This is a genomic window from Verrucomicrobiaceae bacterium, from assembly GCA_016713035.1.
Lineage (GTDB): Bacteria > Verrucomicrobiota > Verrucomicrobiia > Verrucomicrobiales > Verrucomicrobiaceae > Prosthecobacter.
This window is the reverse complement of the sequence record JADJPW010000003.1, coordinates 255,528-274,665: the sequence shown is the minus strand read 5'-3', so window position 1 is coordinate 274,665 and position 19,138 is coordinate 255,528. Positions and strand designations below refer to the sequence as shown.

Annotated in this window: 5 protein-coding genes; 3 read left to right on the top strand and 2 right to left on the bottom strand. The window is 57.8% G+C overall.

The window, feature by feature from the left end:
• Positions 1 to 271: 271 nt before the first annotated feature.
• A complete protein-coding gene (locus IPK32_12085; protein ID MBK8092689.1) occupies positions 272 to 14,215 on the top strand; it encodes a DUF11 domain-containing protein in 13,944 nt (4,647 codons plus the stop codon).
• Between the two features lie 53 nt (positions 14,216 to 14,268).
• Positions 14,269 to 14,961 (top strand): hypothetical protein, encoded by a 693-nt coding sequence (locus IPK32_12080; protein MBK8092688.1) that lies wholly within the window; start codon positions 14,269 to 14,271, stop codon positions 14,959 to 14,961.
• 15 nt (positions 14,962 to 14,976) lie between these two features.
• Here the strand turns inward: IPK32_12080 and mdoH are convergent, their stop codons facing one another.
• A complete protein-coding gene (mdoH, locus tag IPK32_12075; GenBank protein MBK8092687.1) occupies positions 14,977 to 17,157 on the bottom strand; it encodes a glucans biosynthesis glucosyltransferase MdoH in 2,181 nt (726 codons plus the stop codon).
• Positions 17,154 to 17,753: a hypothetical protein gene (locus IPK32_12070; GenBank protein MBK8092686.1), complete on the bottom strand. Its 600-nt coding sequence runs from the start codon at positions 17,751 to 17,753 to the stop codon at positions 17,154 to 17,156. The genes mdoH and IPK32_12070 overlap by 4 nt, the downstream gene beginning before the upstream one ends.
• Before the next feature lie 153 nt (positions 17,754 to 17,906).
• Between IPK32_12070 and IPK32_12065 the strand changes: the two genes are divergently transcribed.
• A complete protein-coding gene (locus IPK32_12065; protein ID MBK8092685.1) occupies positions 17,907 to 19,121 on the top strand; it encodes a M20/M25/M40 family metallo-hydrolase in 1,215 nt (404 codons plus the stop codon).
• Positions 19,122 to 19,138: the final 17 nt, after the last annotated feature.

The window sequence follows — 19,138 nt, the reverse complement described above, 5'->3', positions numbered from 1 at the left end:
CATGAAGACGAAGTCGCTGAACCGAGTCTTTCGACAGAGCTAAAGCTCAAAATGGGGAGGTCATGGAATGGAAAGGCCACATTCTCACGCAAACCAAAATTATTTAGAGTTCAAAAATATTTTTAAATAATAAAAAATATAAAATTTGCAAAGAATGTAAAATATATATGATGGAATCGTGATGAACAGCATGAAAAACAATACCGACCATAAACAAATGAGAGCTCTGGATATTATAAATACTTGTTTTTATTGGCCAAAAAGAGCTCGAATGGCTGTAAGGTCGTCCGCCACACTGTTTATGATGGCGGTAGCACTACTGGCCAATAATCTGCTTTTCGCTGCCCCCAATATCAATAATAACGCCGGTACTTGGACGGACTTGTACAATGACAACCTGGGCGTTTCCGCCGTCCAGCAGACGGTCGTGGATGGTGCTTCTGGTATTGTAAAGCTGGTGTCGGGACAGACAGCGGGCGATTTCACGACAGTTCGGGTGAAACCAACGAGTTTTGATGCCTGGGGCTCGCTGACGTTGGATGGCACTTGGGCTGCCGCATCGGATGTGACGGTGACGCTGCTGGATGCCACCGATACGGTGATCCCTGGGTTTAATGCACTTCCTTATACAGGGCCGATCAGTCTCTCGAGTTTGAGCGCAACGACTTATCCTGAGATCAAAGTGAAGGTGGGGCTGACGAAGAGCACGCTCGCTCCGGTGGTGACGAGCCTCCAGGCGACCTGGAATCCGATATCATTGCTTCTTTTGGACAAAAAGGCACCTGCGACGGTGCAGGCTGGCCAAGTGGTCAGTTATCGCATCCGTTACTCGACGAGCTTTGTAGAGGCTCGTGACCTCGTGGTGTGGGACACGCTGCCGAATACTGCGTCCAACACGATCACCTATCCAGCGAGCTATGGGCAAAATGATAACGTGACCTTTGTCTCGGCGACAGGTGGCGGGGTTTATACCGCGACAGCCTTGACGGTGAAGGGGGTGTCGATCCCTGCGAATTCGGTGTACTGGGACTTGGGGACTAAAAAGGAGGGGACGACCGACACACTGACTTTTTCGGTGAAAACGCGGAATGGCACACTCAATGGCACGACCGTGAGTAATCAGGCGCTGGCCGATGCGGCGAATGCGGCCGCAGTGACGAGCCAGGTGGTCGTGACGACCGTGACAGCGCTGCCAGCACCCCTTTTGGAAAAACGGGCAGGTGCAGGGATTTACACGGTCCGTGGTGAGACGCTCACTCGGGTCAATAGCGAGAACTACTTCAGCATCCGCGCAGAGAACTCATACACAGGTGAGGGGCGTGAAACGATGTACGATACCGTGATTTATGACAAGCTGACGGACCTGGTTGGTAAAATCGATCCAGATCTGGGTGGTGCAGGTGTGCCAGTGAAGAACATCTCCAATGGCGGCACTTACGTGGCCAGTTACACGCCTCCCGCAGGTGGTGCGGCCTTCCCTGCGGTGGTGTGGAATGTGGGCACGATGGAGCCTGGGGCAGTTTTTACGGCCAGTTTCGGTGTGCGGCTGCTCGATTCGCCTCCGCTGGCGTCCACAGGACAGTATATCAACTCAGCCTATATCGACTCGGTCCGCACACGTGCGCCCGTGCGCACACTGACACCTTTGCAAAAGGATCTGTTGGTGAAATGGCCGCTGCATGAGACCCCAACCGGTTCTTTTGCGAAGGGGGATAATCTGCGTGGTACTTTCCAAATCAAGGCGGCCCGCGATGACGATCAGTTCCTCAATGACCTTGTTCCCTGGAGCCCAACGAATCCGTATCTCTATGTCAAACCGGGCGGTGTGCTGCCCTTTGGCCTCCTTGTGAGTAATAATGGCCTTTCGGCGATGAATGATCTTGTTTTCCTCGATAAGATTCCTGCTGGCACCACCTTTAAAAGTGCTTGGTTCACCGATCCATGGTTCCAGGCGAACGCGAAAGTCTTTTACTCCACCACGGACACGGCCAATGCGGATACGCCACCCGCGTATGATTATACGGCAGCTCCTGCGGATTTGGATGCATCCGGCAACACGTATTGGGAAAACTACGCGACAAATCCACCCTCGAACGTGGCAGATGTGCGCTGGGTCGCCTTTTACATCCCAGCAGTGAATTCGGTCTTCTTTGACAGTAGTTCTCCAGGCTGGGTCAGCGGAGCACCGCAGACCGGGGTGGCCTATTATGATGTGACCGTTTCCTCCGCTTTCCTGGACCCAGATCCATGCACGGATGGCTTCATCAGCAATCGGGCGCTTTTCCGGGCATATCGCTACACTCCACTCAATGGCGGCACTCCGTTGACCACCACACTTTCTGGACAGGATGACGAAACCACTCGGGTGAGTATCGATAAGGCTATCTTGGCCGTGGATGGCCGTGGCACCGTGTCCACTCCTGTCATGACTGATCCTGGCAATCTCACATACACCGTGAAAGTAAAGAATACGGGTGAGGCTATCGCTGGTGGCGTGCAGGTGGAGCTGCGCTGGCCGCAGACGGATGTGAATGGCGTGCTGCAATACCTGCCCTTCGTGAGTGTGACACCCTCTGCTGTGACGACGTTTGATCCCGCGAACGGACGTGTCGTGGTGAATATGGGCAATCTCGCTCCAGGGGCGATCTCGACGGCAGCCATCACCGTTTTGGTGCCAGAGGGCGTGTCCTACGGTGAGCAGTTGACCTTTAATTCCACCATCTCAGCCGCGCCTGCTGCATGCCCGATCGCTCCCGTGATCGATCAGGCCAGTGCTGTGGCCGAGATGCTCCCACTGCTGCGTGTGGTGAAGGATGATGTGCTCGACCTCATTCCAGGTGCTTCAGAGCTCGATTACACACTGACAGTTTATAATGAGGGTGATTCACCTTCTCATGGCACCTATGTGGTCGATCGTGTCCCTGCGGAGATGGTCTTTGTGCGTGCTTATGGACCCCAGGGCGAGCAGTTGCTCTTCTCTGCGGATGACAATCTGCCGCCGGGCTACCTCACGCCATCCGCGCCTGTGAGTGCGGCCACCATCGCCACAAAATTCACGCCAGGCATCCTGAACAACAATGGCACGCCTTCTGATCCCTCGGATGATGTTTGGACCAGCCCCTTTGGTGAGCAGACCCGCTGGGTGGCTTGGCAGATGGATGATGCATCGCTTACTCCTCCTGCCTTTATCACAGGCACGGCCCGTTCTGTCAGCTTCCGCGTGCGCAATGATTTGGACGGACCTGGTAGTGGCACTGCTGGCTCTGCAGTGGGCACTGTGATCTTCAATTCTGGTGCGGTTTTCTCTGAGGAGTTGCTCCAGGCCATCGGCAACGAAGTCGTCACGACCATCAATGACTCACCAGCCATCCTGGTCCAAAAAACGGGGCCGTCTGCGGTCAATACCGGTGTTTCCTTTGCCTGGACGATCCAATATTACAACAACTCCGGCACGACGGATGATGTCGTGAGCATCGTGGACACTCTGCCTGCGGGAGTGACCTTCCAAAGTGCCACACACACTTGGAATGCCGCCGCACTGGCCAATGGAGCACCTCCAGCCAATAACGGCCTCGCGGTGCCATCCAGTGTCGTCTCGAATCCAGACGGCACCACGACGGTGACCTTTGATATCGCAGGCACCACAGGGTATCGCGGAAATGGAGATGACCTCGCACCTTCAGAAGGCGGCACGCTCGTCATTCAGGCGCAGGTGAATGCCGGCATCACGAGCGGGGCGAACCTGCTCAATCACGTGTCCGCCACAGCCACCACGGGCACGGACACCAGCACCTCCTCCGATGACCATCTCGTCATCGTGCGTAATGCAGAGCTGCGTATGGTGAAGACCAGCAGTCAGCCAAATCCTATCGCAGGAGATGAGGTGACCTACAATCTCGTCATTAGCAATGTCTCCGCCATCCCGGCAGAGGGTGTCGTGCTCACCGACGTGCTTTCCCCAGACATGACCTACGTCACTGGCTCCTTCCTGGTGCTCACACCTGGATACACAGCGGGGGCACCAGTTCTCTCTTCTGGCTCGCTCTCCTGGAGCATCGCCAATGGCAATGCCATCACCAAATCCCCCCTTGCCGCAGGCACGCTGCCAGCGAACTCGGGCAACATCGTCCTACAGTATCGTGCCACTGTGAATGCTGGAGTGCCTGCAGGCACTGCGCTGCCGAATACGGCCACCGTAACCACCACCACACCCGAAGACGGTACCTATCCGAATACCGACACCGAAACGATCACCACACCGCATCCTGATCCTGCTATCCTGAAGTCCGGCGTGGCCTTCACTTCCCCTGGTGACCGCTTTAATTGGGAAATCCGTTATTGGAACAATCTGCGTCAATCCGCCAACAACGTGTACGTCATCGACACCCTGCCGGACTACAATGCCAATGGCGAAGCGGATCTGACCTACGTCACCAGCAATGCTCCAGCTGGAGTCACGGCCTACTTCCATGCAGCCGCTAGCGGCAGTGTTCCCGCCTTCAATCCGCTCAGTCCTACCACTGGCGGCTGGAGTGCCGCTCCTACCACGCCGGTCAATCACATCGCTTGGTTGGTTGGCACCTTGGCTGGTGAGGCAGGTCCGTTCACGATCACCGTCACTACCGATGCCATCGCTCCGAATGGGGGTGCCCCGGCGCTGCTCCCGGCAGGCGTGAACTTGCAGAATCTGGCCAGCATCCACACGACTGACACCGATCAGGTGCCAGAAAACAGTAGCGATGACCATGTGACTCGCACACCCGGCAATGACGTGTCTTTGACCAAGACCGCCTCCGCTGAGGGAAGCACGCCAGGCATCGCTCCAGGCAAGCCGCTCACCTACACCCTGCGGGTGGAAAATTCGGGCACGCAGACCGCTTATGGCATCGAAATCCTCGATACACTACCTACCGGTGTCACCTTGGGCTCACCGGAGGATAATTTCCTCGAGCTCGCACTCGATGAAAATGGCACCAGCACAGCCCCGCTCGATGCCTTGGGAAATCCGATCACAGGTAGTGTCCCAGTGACTCGTGTCGTCAGTGGAAATACCGTGCGCTGGTATCTCGGCACCAACAATGCCTCTGACACACTCTATTTCCGCAAAGTGGGTCTTCCTTCCGGCGCTGGCCAGACCTTTGAGGTGTATGTCACCATCAATGCAAACGTCGCAGACAGCACCACTTTGGTGAACAGCGCCACTGTCACCCTGCGCAATCAGAGCGACACTGATCCTGCGGAGGCGGTGACCACCAATAATACCGATGACTCCCGCGTCACCGTCTTCCTACCCGACCTCACAGTGTCCAAGAGCGTGAAAAACGTCTCTGATGCGAGCGAGCAATGGACGGAGGCAGGTCGTGTGCTGGAATACACCCTCGAGTACGACAATGCGGGCAACATGACCGCACAGGATGTGACTCTTTCCGAAATCATCCCTGCTGGCACCACCTTTGTGCCAGGTAGCATCGTTGGAGCTGAGGACGCGAGTAATGTGGTGCTCCAGGACTTTGACCAAGATGGCCGCATCGACGCTTTTGACATCCAGTGGGCTTCTCTGCCTGCTCCAGCCTTCTTCGCGGGTGAGGATTTGAAATGCTATGGCCTCAGCGCAGCCAGTGCGGTGAAGATCAGCTCCACCGTGGGTGGTTTTAGCGGCACACTGCCAAATTTAGGCCGCTTCGGCAATGACGTGGCAGTCATCGGCGACGTCGATGCGGATGGTGTCACCGACCTCGCGGTTGGAAGTTACCTCTACGATGGCGGTGCCGGTGCCATGGGGGCGGTTTGGATCGTTTTCCGCAATGCAGACGGTACCGTGAAAGGCCAATCTCTCATCACGGACAATGTAGGCGGCATGCCCGCGAGCGTGATCCTGCCTGGTAGCCAGTTCGGCTCCGGCGTGACCGCCTTGGGTGACTTTAATGGTGACGGCACGCCCGACATCGCTGTCGGCTCGTCCGGTTTCAACACCGAAGGTGCCTTGTACGTGCTCTTCCTGAAACCCGATGGCACCGTGGATAGCTACGAACGCATTAGTAACAACTCCGGCGGCATCAACGCCACCTGGATCAGCACGAATGACGGCCTGGGCACCTCCCTGGAGCTCGTTGGTGACGTCAATAACGACGGAGCACCGGATCTCATCGTGGGCTCACCGGGCTATGATGGTGCATTGGGCAATGAGGGCAATGCCTTCCTCCTTTTCATGAATCCTGATCGTAGCGGCAAGGCCTTGGAATATGCCAAAATCAATGGGGAAAGTATGGGTGTGCCAAGTATGGCTAATGACGCTCTTGCGACCTCGGTGACGGGTATCGGCGATATCAATGCCGACGGTGTGCCAGACGTGGCGATCGGCGCCGTGCGTGATACCACGCGTGGTAGTGCTGTTTACATCGTGACTCTGAAAAATACGGGCGAACCGCTCGCCACGACCGTCATCGACGGCACGGCATCCGTATTTGAGGGGAAAGTAGCCCGTGCCTCCCGTTTCGGTATCGGATTGAGTGGCGGCGTTGATTTTAATACCGATGGCATCGCAGACCTCGTCGTCGGTGCCTACGGGGATGACGGTGCGCCTACGGGCACGCGTCCCTTCGCTGGTGCTGCCTATATCCTGTTTATGAACCGTGACTCCAGTGTCGCAGGCATGAACAAATTCAGCGCAGCCACGCAGACGGCACTCTCGGGCCTCGATTCTTCGGACAACTTCGGTATCGGGCTCGCCGCAGCGCAGGACCTCAGTGGGGATGGCGTGCCTGACATCATCGGTGGTGCTCCCCAGGATGATGATGGTGGATCGAATCGCGGTGCCATCTGGCAGCTGAATCTCCAGACAGGCAGCCTGCCATGCACGCTGAATGGTACCTATGTGCAGGCCGGTCAGCTTTACTCGCCGCCCGCCAATGCAGAGGCGCTGGATACACCTGTGAAGCTCGCTGCCTCACACGCAGCCTTCGCGGGTCTCCTTGAGGATAATGAAGAATTCGGCAGCTCTGTCTCTGGCATCGGTGACATTAATAACGATGGCTTTCAGGACATCGCCATCGGCTCATGGAAACGTGCTGTGGCAGGTGTCCAGGTCGGTGCAGTCTATATCGTGCGCATGGGTGCTGGTCGCAGCGTGATCGGCGTCAATCGCATCACGACAGGCGAAAGTGGTTTTACTCCAACTTTGTTGCTCAACGACCGATTTGGCAGCGCTGTGGCGGGATTGGGCGACATCAGTGGCGACGGCACGCATGCCATCGCAGTCGGTTCTTACAATGATGATGACGGTGGAGCGAACTCGAACCGTGGAGCAGTCTGGATCGTCTATCTCAATGCCAACGGCACCGTCAATCGCACCCAGAAGATCAGTAGCACAGCGGGTGGCTTCAGTGGCCCATTGGTGAATTCTGATAACTTCGGTTGGGCTCTCGCGGCAGTGCCTGATGTGGATGGCGACAGCGTGCCAGAGCTTCTGAGCACCGCATATGGTGATGATACTGGTGGTGCAGATCGTGGCGCGGTCTATCTGCTGCGCCTGAATTCCAACGGCACCGTGAAGAGCCATCAAAAGATCGCTCACGGCGTCGGTGGCTTCCCCATCGGCCAAATCGATAACGGAGATCGCCTGGGCAGCGGTGTGGCAGTGGTCGGTGACCTCGATGGTGATGATGTGAATGATTTCGTCCTCGGTGCGGAGCAAGACGACGATGGCGCTAGCAACCGTGGCGCTGTCTATGTGTGCTTCATGAACTCTGATGGGACCGTGCGTGCTATCCAGAAAATCAGCTCAACCGTCGGTGGATTCACAGGAGTGCTCGATGCGAGTGATTTCTTCGGCACAGCCGTCACGGCGGCAGGTGATGTGAATGGAGACGGTGTGCCAGATCTCGTAGTCGGTGCCAAAAACGACGACGACGTGCCTGAAGGTGGCTCTGGTAGCAATCGCGGTGCCGTGTGGCTGCTCACGCTCAATGCCAATGGCACCACACAGGCTTGGAGAAAGACCAGCGCTGCCACGAGCAGCATGTCTGCGGAACTCGCCGTGGGTGATCTCTATGGTCAGGCAGTGGGTAGCCTCGGTGATCTCGATGGCGATGGCTTCATCGACATCGGCGCTGCTGCTAGCCTCAATGACACGGGTGGTGTGAATCGTGGTGCCGTCTGGATCGCCTCGCTCACGCCCGTTGGCCATTATTTGACCGGTACGTATGAGAAGCTCGTCAATGTGGACTGCCTCGTCGGCTGGCGTGACCTCATCGTCGATCAGACGGTGCCAGATGGCACCGCCATCGAGTGGTCCATCCTCACAGCGGATGGCTCACACGTTCTTTTTGGCCCCAATAACATGTCTTCTGGTCTCATTTCTGTGGGCTCTATCGACCCCAAGAATACGGAAGTGCTCGTTCGCGCGGTGCTTACTTCAGAGAGCCGCCTGCTCTCGCCGCAGATCCATGGCTGGAAGCTCACCTACTACGCGTGTGAGAAAAAACAGATCAAATTCCGCGTCACAGTCGATGATCCTGCTCCTGCGGGCCAGACCGCTGTCGATAACACCGTCTCCATCAGCACCTCCACGCCTGAGTCGAGCTATACGAATAACGTCGCAGATGATAGCATCCTGCTGCGCCTCACTGACGTGGAGGTGACCAAGACTGCCTCCCGCGTGTCCGCACGTCCTGGCGACACCGTCTTCTTCACGCTCCAATGGACGGTGAATGGGCCGCAGGAGGCGCTTGGAGTCACTGTGAAGGATACCTTGCCCGCTGGATTTACTTTCATCAACTCCACACCTGCTCAGACCAGCAGTGATGGCCAAGTTTTCACCTGGGAACTCGGCAATCAGGGGGCTAGCCAGACCGGCACCATCATCGTGGAGACCACGGTGGATTCTGGCACGCTGCCAGATACCTACACCAACGTCGTCCGCGTCACTAATGACCGCCAGGAGACCGATACGACCAATAATGAAGACAGCGTGCCTGTTGTTGTTGTTGCCCTCACAGATCCGCTCTTTGCCAATGTGTGGACCAGCAAGTCTGGCCCCGCTACGGCACCTCTAGGTGGCCTGCTAAACTACACCATCACCTACGGCAGTAATGGCGGTGGTGACGCAGACAACGTGGTCATCACCGACCTCCTACCTGCTGGTCTCACATTCGCCAGCGCCGTGCCTACGCCTACCAGTGTCTCTGGTCAGACCGTGACGTGGAATATGGGCACTCTAGCCGATGGTGCCACTGGCTCCATCACGCTCACTGCCCAGGTCGGTACGAACTACCTCACGCTGCATAACCAATCAGTGATCAATTACGCAGCTATCAGCACCACTAGCACGGAGGTCAGTCTCGCTGATAACGCGGATGACCACCCCGTCACTCTGCTCGGTGCTCCTGCTGCCATCGGTGGACGTGTCTGGTTCGATGCAGATGCAGATCAGACTCTCGATAGCACGGAGTCCGGCCTAGCGAATGTGCTCCTCACGCTGACCGGCACGGATGTCTTTGGCAATCCAGTCACCGCCACTCAGTACACCGGCTCTGACGGCACCTACACCTTCACCGGCCTCACGCCTGGCACCTACCAGATCGTCGAAACACAGCCCGCAGGTCATAAATCCACTGTGGACCTGCTCGGCACGGTCGCCAGCGTCGCTCGCGGCACCAATAGTGATCCGCTTGATGACCAATTCACTTCGATCACGCTCAACTCTGGTGATCGCGGTGAGAACTACAACTTTGGCGAAGTCACTCCAGCCTCTGTCGGCGATAAAGTATGGATCGATCACAATGGCGATGGTGTGCAGGACGCTACGGAGCCCGGAATTGGCGGAGTCCTCGTTTTCATCGACTCGGATAATGATGGCATTTACGATGTCGGCGAGCCCAGCGCCACTACGACGGCGGATGGACTCTATCACATCGAAAATCTGCTTCCGAGCACCTACACGGTCATGGTGGATGCCAGCACACTCCCCGCTGGTGTCACACAGACTGGCGATCCAGACACCACCATCAATCACAAGACAACGGTGACACTGTCACACGGCCAAGACTTGCTCACTGCCGACTTCGGCTACCAGGGCAATGCAAGCCTCGGCGACTACGTCTGGAACGATCTCGACGCTGATGGCGTGCAGGATGCTACTGAGCTGCCTATCAGCGGCGTGGTCGTCTTCCTTGATTTGGACAACGATGGCATCAAAGACGCCAACGAGCCGGCGGATACGACCGATAGCGCTGGCCTTTACGGCTTCACGGGCCTCATCCCAGGCACCTACACCGTCATGGTGGACTCCAGCACACTACCCGCGGGTGTGACCCAAACGGGTGACCCTGACGCAACTGCGGATCACAAAACCAGCATCACGCTGGCTGCTGGTGACAACACGCTCACGGCTGACTTCGGCTACAAAGGAGACGCAAGTCTCGGTGACTACGTCTGGAATGATGCGGATGGTGATGGTGTGCAAGACGCCACCGAGCTGCCTATCAGCGGCGTGGTTGTCTTCCTCGATCTGGACAATGATGGCATCAAAGACGCCAACGAACCTGCGGACACGACCGATAGTGCTGGCCTGTACGGCTTCACGGGCCTCATTCCTGGCACCTACACCGTCATGGTTGACGCCAGCACACTCCCCGCTGGTGTGACTCAAACTGGTGACCCCGATGCTTCCGTGGATCACAAGGCCAGCATCACACTCGCTGCTGGTGACAACACGCTCACCGCTGACTTCGGCTACCAGGGCAATGCAAGCCTCGGTGATTACGTCTGGAACGACTTCGACGCTGATGGCGTGCAGGATGCTACTGAGCTGCCAATCAGCGGCGTGGTTGTCTTCCTTGATCTGGACAATGATGGCATCAAAGACGCCAATGAGCCTGCGGACACGACCGATAGCGCTGGCCTTTACAGCTTCACGAACCTCATCCCTGGCACCTACACGGTCATGGTGGACTCCAGCACCCTTCCAGCTGGCGTGACGCAAACGGGTGATCCTGATGCTACTGTCGATCATAAGACCAGCATCACACTGGCTGCTGGTGACAACACGCTCACCGCTGACTTTGGCTACCAGGGCAATGCAAGCCTCGGCGACTACGTCTGGAGCGATGCGGATGCCGACGGCGTGCAGGATGCCGCCGAGCTGGCCCTTCCGAATGTGCGTCTTTTCCTCGATCTCGATGGAGATGGCTCACTTGATTCCAATGAGCCCACGCAGGTCACAGACAGTATGGGCCATTATAGCTTCACGGGCCTCATTCCTGGAAGTTACACCGTCAAAGTGGATGCCTCTACGCTGCCTTTGGGCGCTGCCCAGAGCGCAGATCCAGATGCGACTCTCGATAACATGACCACGTTGGCTCTTGCTGCGGGTGATGATGTGCTTACTGCGGATTTTGGCTATCAGTCTCCTCCGTATCGACTCAGTGGTCAGGTGCGCCTCGATTCCGATGGTGACGGAGACCTCGGAGATAGTGATGGTGGCATCGCAGGTGTCGTGATCCGACTCTACAATGACCCCAATGGCGATGGCGATCCTGCTGATGGCACGCTGTTGGCCATCGCCGTCACCGATGCTAGTGGTCACTACGACTTCAGTGGTCTGCCAGCGGGCTCCTATGTCGTCACCGAGAGCAATCCGGCCAATGCCGTCAGCTCGGCGGATGTGACGGGTGCCAATGATGATCGCGTCAGTGCCACGATCACTAACGCCGACATCACGGGGCGCGATTTCCTCGATAAATCCATCGTGCTGCATGCCATTCGCGGGACCGTCTTGGATGACGGCACTCCAGATGATGGTGCCTTCGGGGCAGGGGACACACCCATCGCTGGGGCCGTAATTCAGCTCTTCAAAGACCTGAATACAGACGGTATCGCACAGTCTGGTGAACTCATCGCCACCACCGCTACTCTGCTGGATGGCAGCTACGCCTTTATCAATCTGCCAGATGCGTCCGACTACCTCATCATCGAGACAAATCCCGCTGGATTCATCTCTGAAAATGATGTGGCAGGTTCCGCCACCGATGACCTCATCACGACCAGCATCGCTGGCGCGGATAGCACCGGGAATGACTTCCTCGATGACACAGGTGTCGTCCATAGCATTAGCGGCACCGTGCGTGATGACTACGATCTCGATGGAAGCTTCTCGGACAATGATCAGCCCGTTTCCGGCGTCACGGTCACTCTCTATGCCGACATCAATGGCAACGGTGTTTATGATCCGCAGACTGATACACGCGTCGGATCGACGGTGACGAACAGCCTGGGTCAGTATCTCTTCACAGGCTTGGGCGATGGCTCATACCTGGTCGTCGAAACGGATCCCGTGGCCTCTACCAGCACAGCAGACGTCCAATCTGCCAATGATAACTTGATCCCAGTGACCCTCGCAGGCGTGGATAGCTCACAAAATGACTTCCTTGATGCGGTCGATCCGGCTGGATATATTTACTCCTCCGTCACAGGTCAGATTATCGGCGGTGGAACCATTACCGTCACTGGACCTGGGGGCGTCACCATCACGCAGGATGGTTCCAGTGGCCAGTATAGCTGGATCACAGATGGCACTCCAGGCACCTACACCATGACATATGCGCCGCCTCTCGGTTACATCATTGACCCCACACGCCCAGTGACCGGTGCCAGCCTCGATCCTACCGGTCAGCCAGATCCATATGCGCTCGGTTCTTCGGAAAACGCACTCAATCCAGGTTACCTCACCACCTCTACGGCTGTCGGAAATCCCTATTACTTCACCTTCGATCTAGCCAGTGGCGATCCCTTCGTCATCAATAACAACATCCCGCTCGTCGAGGTGAAGCCTAGCAGCTTTGCAGCCTGGCAGTATGCCAATCCGCTCGGTGGCCAAAATGGCCCCAATGACGATCCTGATGGTGATGGTGTGCCGAACCTCGCTGAATTCGCCTTCTGCTACAATCCGTCCAGTGGAATCCACCGGGGCTGCCCATTTGAGCTCGAAGTGCAGTCGGGCGGCAGCGTCAATGCGCTCCTGCGTCGTCTCCAGACCTCCAGTGGGCTCACTTACACACTGCAATCGCTCACAGACCTCTCCCTCAGCCCTGGAGGCTGGACGGATGTCACGACGCTGGTGCCGACGCTCGTCAGCAATGGCGACGGTACACAGACGGCCACTTACACCGCTGTGGATGCGCTACCTGCCCTCAGCAGTGGCCAGGGCTTCCTACGTGTGAAAATCACCGATACCGCCAGTGGCGCGAGCGTCGTCACAGACGTCAGCGGCTTCACGAAGCAATTGCTCGGTCTCGGCTGTGTCTCCAGCTCGATGCCATATCTGCCATGCCCGCATGCCACAGGCAGCATCGACAGTGTGGCAGGCAGCACGCTCGTCTGCTCCACGTCCGCAGGCACTGGAAGCTACATCACTGCGCTAGCCGCAGGTAAGCAGCACTACATCGAAATCACCAGCGGTGAGAATGAAGGACACCGCTATGAGATCGACGAGGCCGCTACCACCGCCACCTCACTTGCTATCGACCTAGCTAGCGCACTCAATACACAGGCTACACTGCCTGCGACGCTCGCCACAGATACCTGGGAGCTGCGCACACATCACACCATCAATGAGCTCTATCCGCCCGCTGCCTTTACCAGCACGAATAATCCCAACACGGCAGATCGCATCCTCATCCCCAATGGCGCAGCCTTCACCACCTACTGGCTCTATACCAATAGTGGATCACCCAAATGGGTACTCACCTCCGATGCCACACGCGTCGATCAGGGTGGTGTCATCCTGCCGCCATGCGCTGGCTACTTTGTGCATCCGAAGACGGTGCAAGTCAGCCGCACCTACGCAGGCCGCGTGCGTGCCAATGACTTCATTTGCCCGCTGCCCATTGGTTCTTCCATGATTGCAAGTGGATGGCCGCTCGACCAGGGACCCAACAGCCGCGCCATGACCACAATCGCGAACGCCTTTGTCAGCTCCAGTAGCCCCACCAACGCAGATAAAATCCTGACTTGGCAAGGTGACTCTGTCAGTGACGCCACCGCCTACGACACTTATGCTTACCTCACAACCAGCAGCGGAGGCCGCTGGGTCAAGACGCAAAATGCCGGCCTCACTGACCAAGGCAACACGCCCTTCCTCAAGTCCCTCCGTGCCGTCTTCGTGAAGGTCACCACAGCGCATCCGACCTGGATCATGCCGCTGCCCTGGACACCGTGACATATCTCTATCCAATAGCCAAAAACAACACCCCAACACACCACTCTACAGTTATGAAACGCACCCTCCGACATCTGCTCCTGCTGCTCGGTCTAGCCACACTCCTACCCCATGCCGCATCGGCGCGGACGATCATCTGGGGCTCCGCCGTCGGTGATACCCTCATCGACAGCACGGGCGCTCCCCTTGATGGTGGCTTCACCTTTGAGCTCGGCACCTTCGGCTCCGGCTTTGTGCCCACTCAGTTTAATACCACGGACTGGTATACAAACTGGAAGGTCTTTGATCGCTCCGTCACGGGTGTCACCTGGGATCCCGCCCTGCCAGATCAGTTCCTCGCGTCCGAGGCCACACTGAATACGGACTATACCAGCAGCTCGCCTTTTTCCACGGCCACCTTCGCCACCGGGGAACGCGCCTACATCTGGGTCTATGATAGCCAACTCAGCGCTAGCACCTCCGAATGGGCACTCATCAGCGGCTCTGCGACTGGACCCGCCACCGACACCGCATGGTTCATACCTACGCCTACGACGTCGCATGATCCTGACACACTGGACTGGCGCTTCGACACCTCCTCATCCCTCATCTATGGCGGGCTCAATAACGCCCAGGGCCCAGGTGAATATACATTCGCTCCTGGCGCCTTCGTCATTCAGACACACGCCGCCCCAGAGCCAGGTGCAGCCCTTCTTTGCGGACTCGCATTCATGCTTCATCTCACGCGGACTCGTCAGCGCCGGTGAGCTTTTGGCTGGGTGTCATTCCTTTCTCGTGGAGAATGCCGTGCTCGTGGGAGTCACGGCATTTCTCGCTAAAAGATGCGTGAAGGGATGCGTTGCGGCGAGATTGTACTGCTTGATCGCTAGCGACCAGAAGGGAGCTAGATCATGCTCCGTGGCGGACCAGAGGCGGTAGTGCAGATTGGTGACGCTCTCCGTGTCATTGATCAGAGCGCTGCTCTCACGGGGAGTGAGAGCCTGCGGCCCTTGCTGGAGCAGCTTGTCAGCGATCTCACTGAGGTACTCGCGTGAGTCATGCGTATTTTTGCGGCGGCGCAGCAGGGAGATGTGCAGACCATTGACATAGGGATCTAGGCAGACCTGCATGAGGCCGTAGTTACGCTCGATCTCCGGCGGGAGCTTGAGGCGGCCTTTGACCTCTGCGAGGTTGGTTTCCAGCTCACGCAGCACTGCTGGCGGCTCGATCTCCTCCGCACTGGTGAATAGGCCGATGGAGCGGCCGCTCTTCCCACTACTGAGCCAGATGGCGAGTGGGATGGCGAGCACTAGCGAAAAGCAAATCGGACTGAACCACAGGAAAAACTGCCAACCGATGTTCCACGCGATCACACCCCACACCACTCCGAGCAGCGTCACCCCGCCGAAGGTGAGGATGATCTCCCGCCAGTCCACACCATCGAGTTTTCGCTTCTGCGCCACCCATTTGACTCCCTGGCCTGTGATGATCTTGAAAACAAATACCGAGTGAAACCACATCATCACAGGTGCCAGCATGGTGAAGATCACCGTGTCCGTCATGCTGCTGACAAAGGCCATGAAGCGCTGCTGCGCTGTCTTATACACACGGGCACTGACCATCTCATCGAGCACGATCAGCAGCTTCGGTAGGAAAATAAGCGTGATCGTGAGCCCGAGAAGCAGGATGCCTGCTCGCTCCGTGGGGCCGCTCTGCTCCATATTACCCGGCATCGCAGCCAAGATGGTCGAGAAGATCAGAAAAAGCAGCCAAAGCGGTGAGCTCACATAACTGAGCACCCCATGTGCGAAATTCAGCCGACTCATGAAATGCCAACCACGGGCAAACAGCAGCCAGAAGTGCTGCATGTTCCCCTGGCACCAGCGGCGGTCGCGCTTCAGCGTGTCGATCAGGGTGGGCGGGCCTTCCTCATAGCTGCCGCGCACGGTATTGAGCATGCGCACGGCATAGCCCGCTTTTCGCATCAGGGCCGCCTCCACAAAGTCATGGGACAGAATGTGTCCGCCGAAGGGCACCGTCGCTGGTAGCGGAGGCAGAGCACAATGCTGGATAAAGGGCTCCAGTCGGATAATGGCGTTATGACCCCAGAAGTTCGCCTCGCCATTTTGCCAGTAATTGATGCCTGCCATGAAGGCCGGGCCGTACAGCGATTGGCTGAACTGCATCAGTCGCCCCAGCAGCGTCTCGCTGGCGATCTGCTTCGGGAAAGTCTGGAGAATGCCGATACCGGGATTCTTCTCCATGATACGGGTCATGGCCACCATCAGCGCCCCCGACATCAGGCTATCCGCATCGAAGACGATCATGTAGCGATAGCGCTTCCCCCAGCGGCGGCAGAAGTCGGAAACATTGCCCGATTTGCGATTGATCGGCTTGCGGCGGCGGCGGTAAAAGATCTTCCCGAAGGCCCCCAGTTGGCGACTGAGCTCCAGCCATGCGGTCTGCTCCTCGATCCACTTATTCGTCTGGTCACTGTCACTTAGGACGAAGAAATCGAAGTTCTCGATGTGCCCCGTCTTTTGCAGCGATTCATAAGTCACTCGCAGGCCCTCCCAGACACGAGAAACATCCTCATTATAGACCGGGATGATGATCGCTACATTCGCACCAGGCGCGGTCGAGACATCTTCATCCGCAATACTCGCCCAGAGGTTCGTCGGGTCCCCATGCGGTGTGTTTTGACGCCAAACACCGATCACCGCAGTCCAGAAACCCGAATTGAGCTGGTAATACAGCGGGATAAAGCACGCCAGCAGACCCACCGCAGACCAGCGGAAGCCATAAGCACGCAGGTAGCGCAGCATCAGCCAGGTGCCCAGCAGCGTGCCCAGGCACACCAGGGTGAGAAAGGTCACACGCCGTGCACGCGCCAGTGTGCGCGGCACCAGCCCAGCGAGTGGTGTATTCTTCGGTGGTAGTGGCATCGTCGCAGTCTCGCTCATTGCATTAGTTTGTAAGCATAAGCGAAAACCAGGGCCACAAAGGCCGCCAGTAGGACATACCGCATCCACGGCTGACTGGCGATCTGCTCAAAAGTCCCCTCCGCCACATGTGTCAGCCCCAGATCCATGTCACGCGGCGTCATCTTCGAGACCTGGAGACTCGGGCCACTCGTGCGCACCGCCTGCCTCATCGCCTCACGCATCGCTGGAGGCATGATTTTCGTATCCATAAAGTGCAACGGCCATTTTTCCGGTCCATCACAGATATAGAAGCCCAATCTGCCCCCCGCCTCGATCTGCGGTGCCGTGAACTGCATCTCCTCGTAAATGCGGCCCAGCCAGTCGTGCATCATTTTACGAGCCTCCTCGATCGCGTGCGCCACCGGCTTGCGAGAGGGGTCCTTGGCATGTGCCGTAGCCGCACGACTCAGTGACTCCAGCACCAACTGCGTGCGGCGGATTCGATTATGCAGGCGGTAAGCACGGAAATAGTCCGCCAGTCGTGCATACGCCTCATTCCACTCCTGGTCGGTGCCTGTGGCGGGTGCGAATTGAATGTGAACGGCCTCCATACTGCGGGGAAAGTAGCGGCGCACTCACGGAGTCGCCGCCACACATGCTGGGCATGTAGAGCAACAACTGGGCCAGTCAATGGGATAGGCTCATCTTCGCGCTTTGTTTTGCTGCGAATTAAAAAATTCGGCTTGTGAGCACACACAGACACGGAACCGGTGTCAGAAGCCTCCGACATGAATTCCCCCGCCTTCCTCGCCACCGCTCAAAAACACCTCCCCGCCGCCCTAGAGCACCTCCGGGCACTCGTCGCCATCAACAGCTTCACCACCAATGCCGAAGGCGTGGACGAAGTCGCACGGCTCACGGCCCAAATGTTTGCCCCACTCGGATTCGATGCCGAAATGGTCAAATGCCACATCAGCGGCACCGGCCACCATCTCTACCTACGGCGGCGCGGGGCAGGGGGGCAGCCCATCGTCCTCGTCACCCACAGCGACACCGTCTTCCCACCCGAGGAAGAAAAGCTCAATGACTTCCACTGGCAGGAAAAAGCAGGCGAAGACCGCATCCACGGCCCCGGCGTCGTCGATAACAAAGGCGGCACCGTCCTCATCTGGCTCATCCTCCAGGTGCTACGAGAAGCCGCCCCCCAGGTCTTCGAGCACACCCATTGGCTCATCGCCGCCAATGCGGCGGAGGAAGTCACCGGCGACGACTTCGGACACGCCACCCTCCGCCAATGTGGCGGCAAAGCGCAGGCCGTGCTCGTCTTTGAAGGCGGCCCCGTCGATGACAGCGGCTGGCACATCGTCACCTCACGCAAAGGGCGCAGCACCTGGAAGCTCCACGCCGCCGGCCGCGCCGCACACGCAGGTAGCCAGCATGCCGATGGCATCAATGCCATCGACGCCCTCGCCCTCGCACTCCCACACATCGCTGCACAGACCTGCCCAGAGCACCAGCGCACCGTAAACATCGGCTACATCCACGGCGGCACCGTCGTCAATCGCGTCCCGCATGAAGCCGATGCCGAGTGGGAGTGCCGTGCCGTCACCCCCGCCGCCCTAGCCTCCGCTGACCGCTTTTTTGCCGATCTCAGCACCAAAGCAGCCAATGGAGCCATCCTCACCTCTCAGCGCACCGGCCACACCTCACCCTGGCCCGGCGGAGACGACGTCATGGCCCTCTTCCAGCACTGGAGCCACGCCGCCACCGAGCTCGGCCTCCGCGCCGTCTCCGTCCCCCGTGGCGGATTGAGCGATGCCAATCACCTCTGGCACCTCGCCCCCACCCTGGATGGCCTCGGCCCCTGGGGTGGCAATGCCCACTGCTCCGAACGCAGCCCCGATGGCTCCAAAGAGCCCGAATGGGTCTCCCGCAGCTCATTTGTCCCAAAAGCAGCCATGAACGCCCTCGCCCTCTGCTCCCTCCTACCCACTCAGAGCTGAGTCATCTCCCCTTGGCC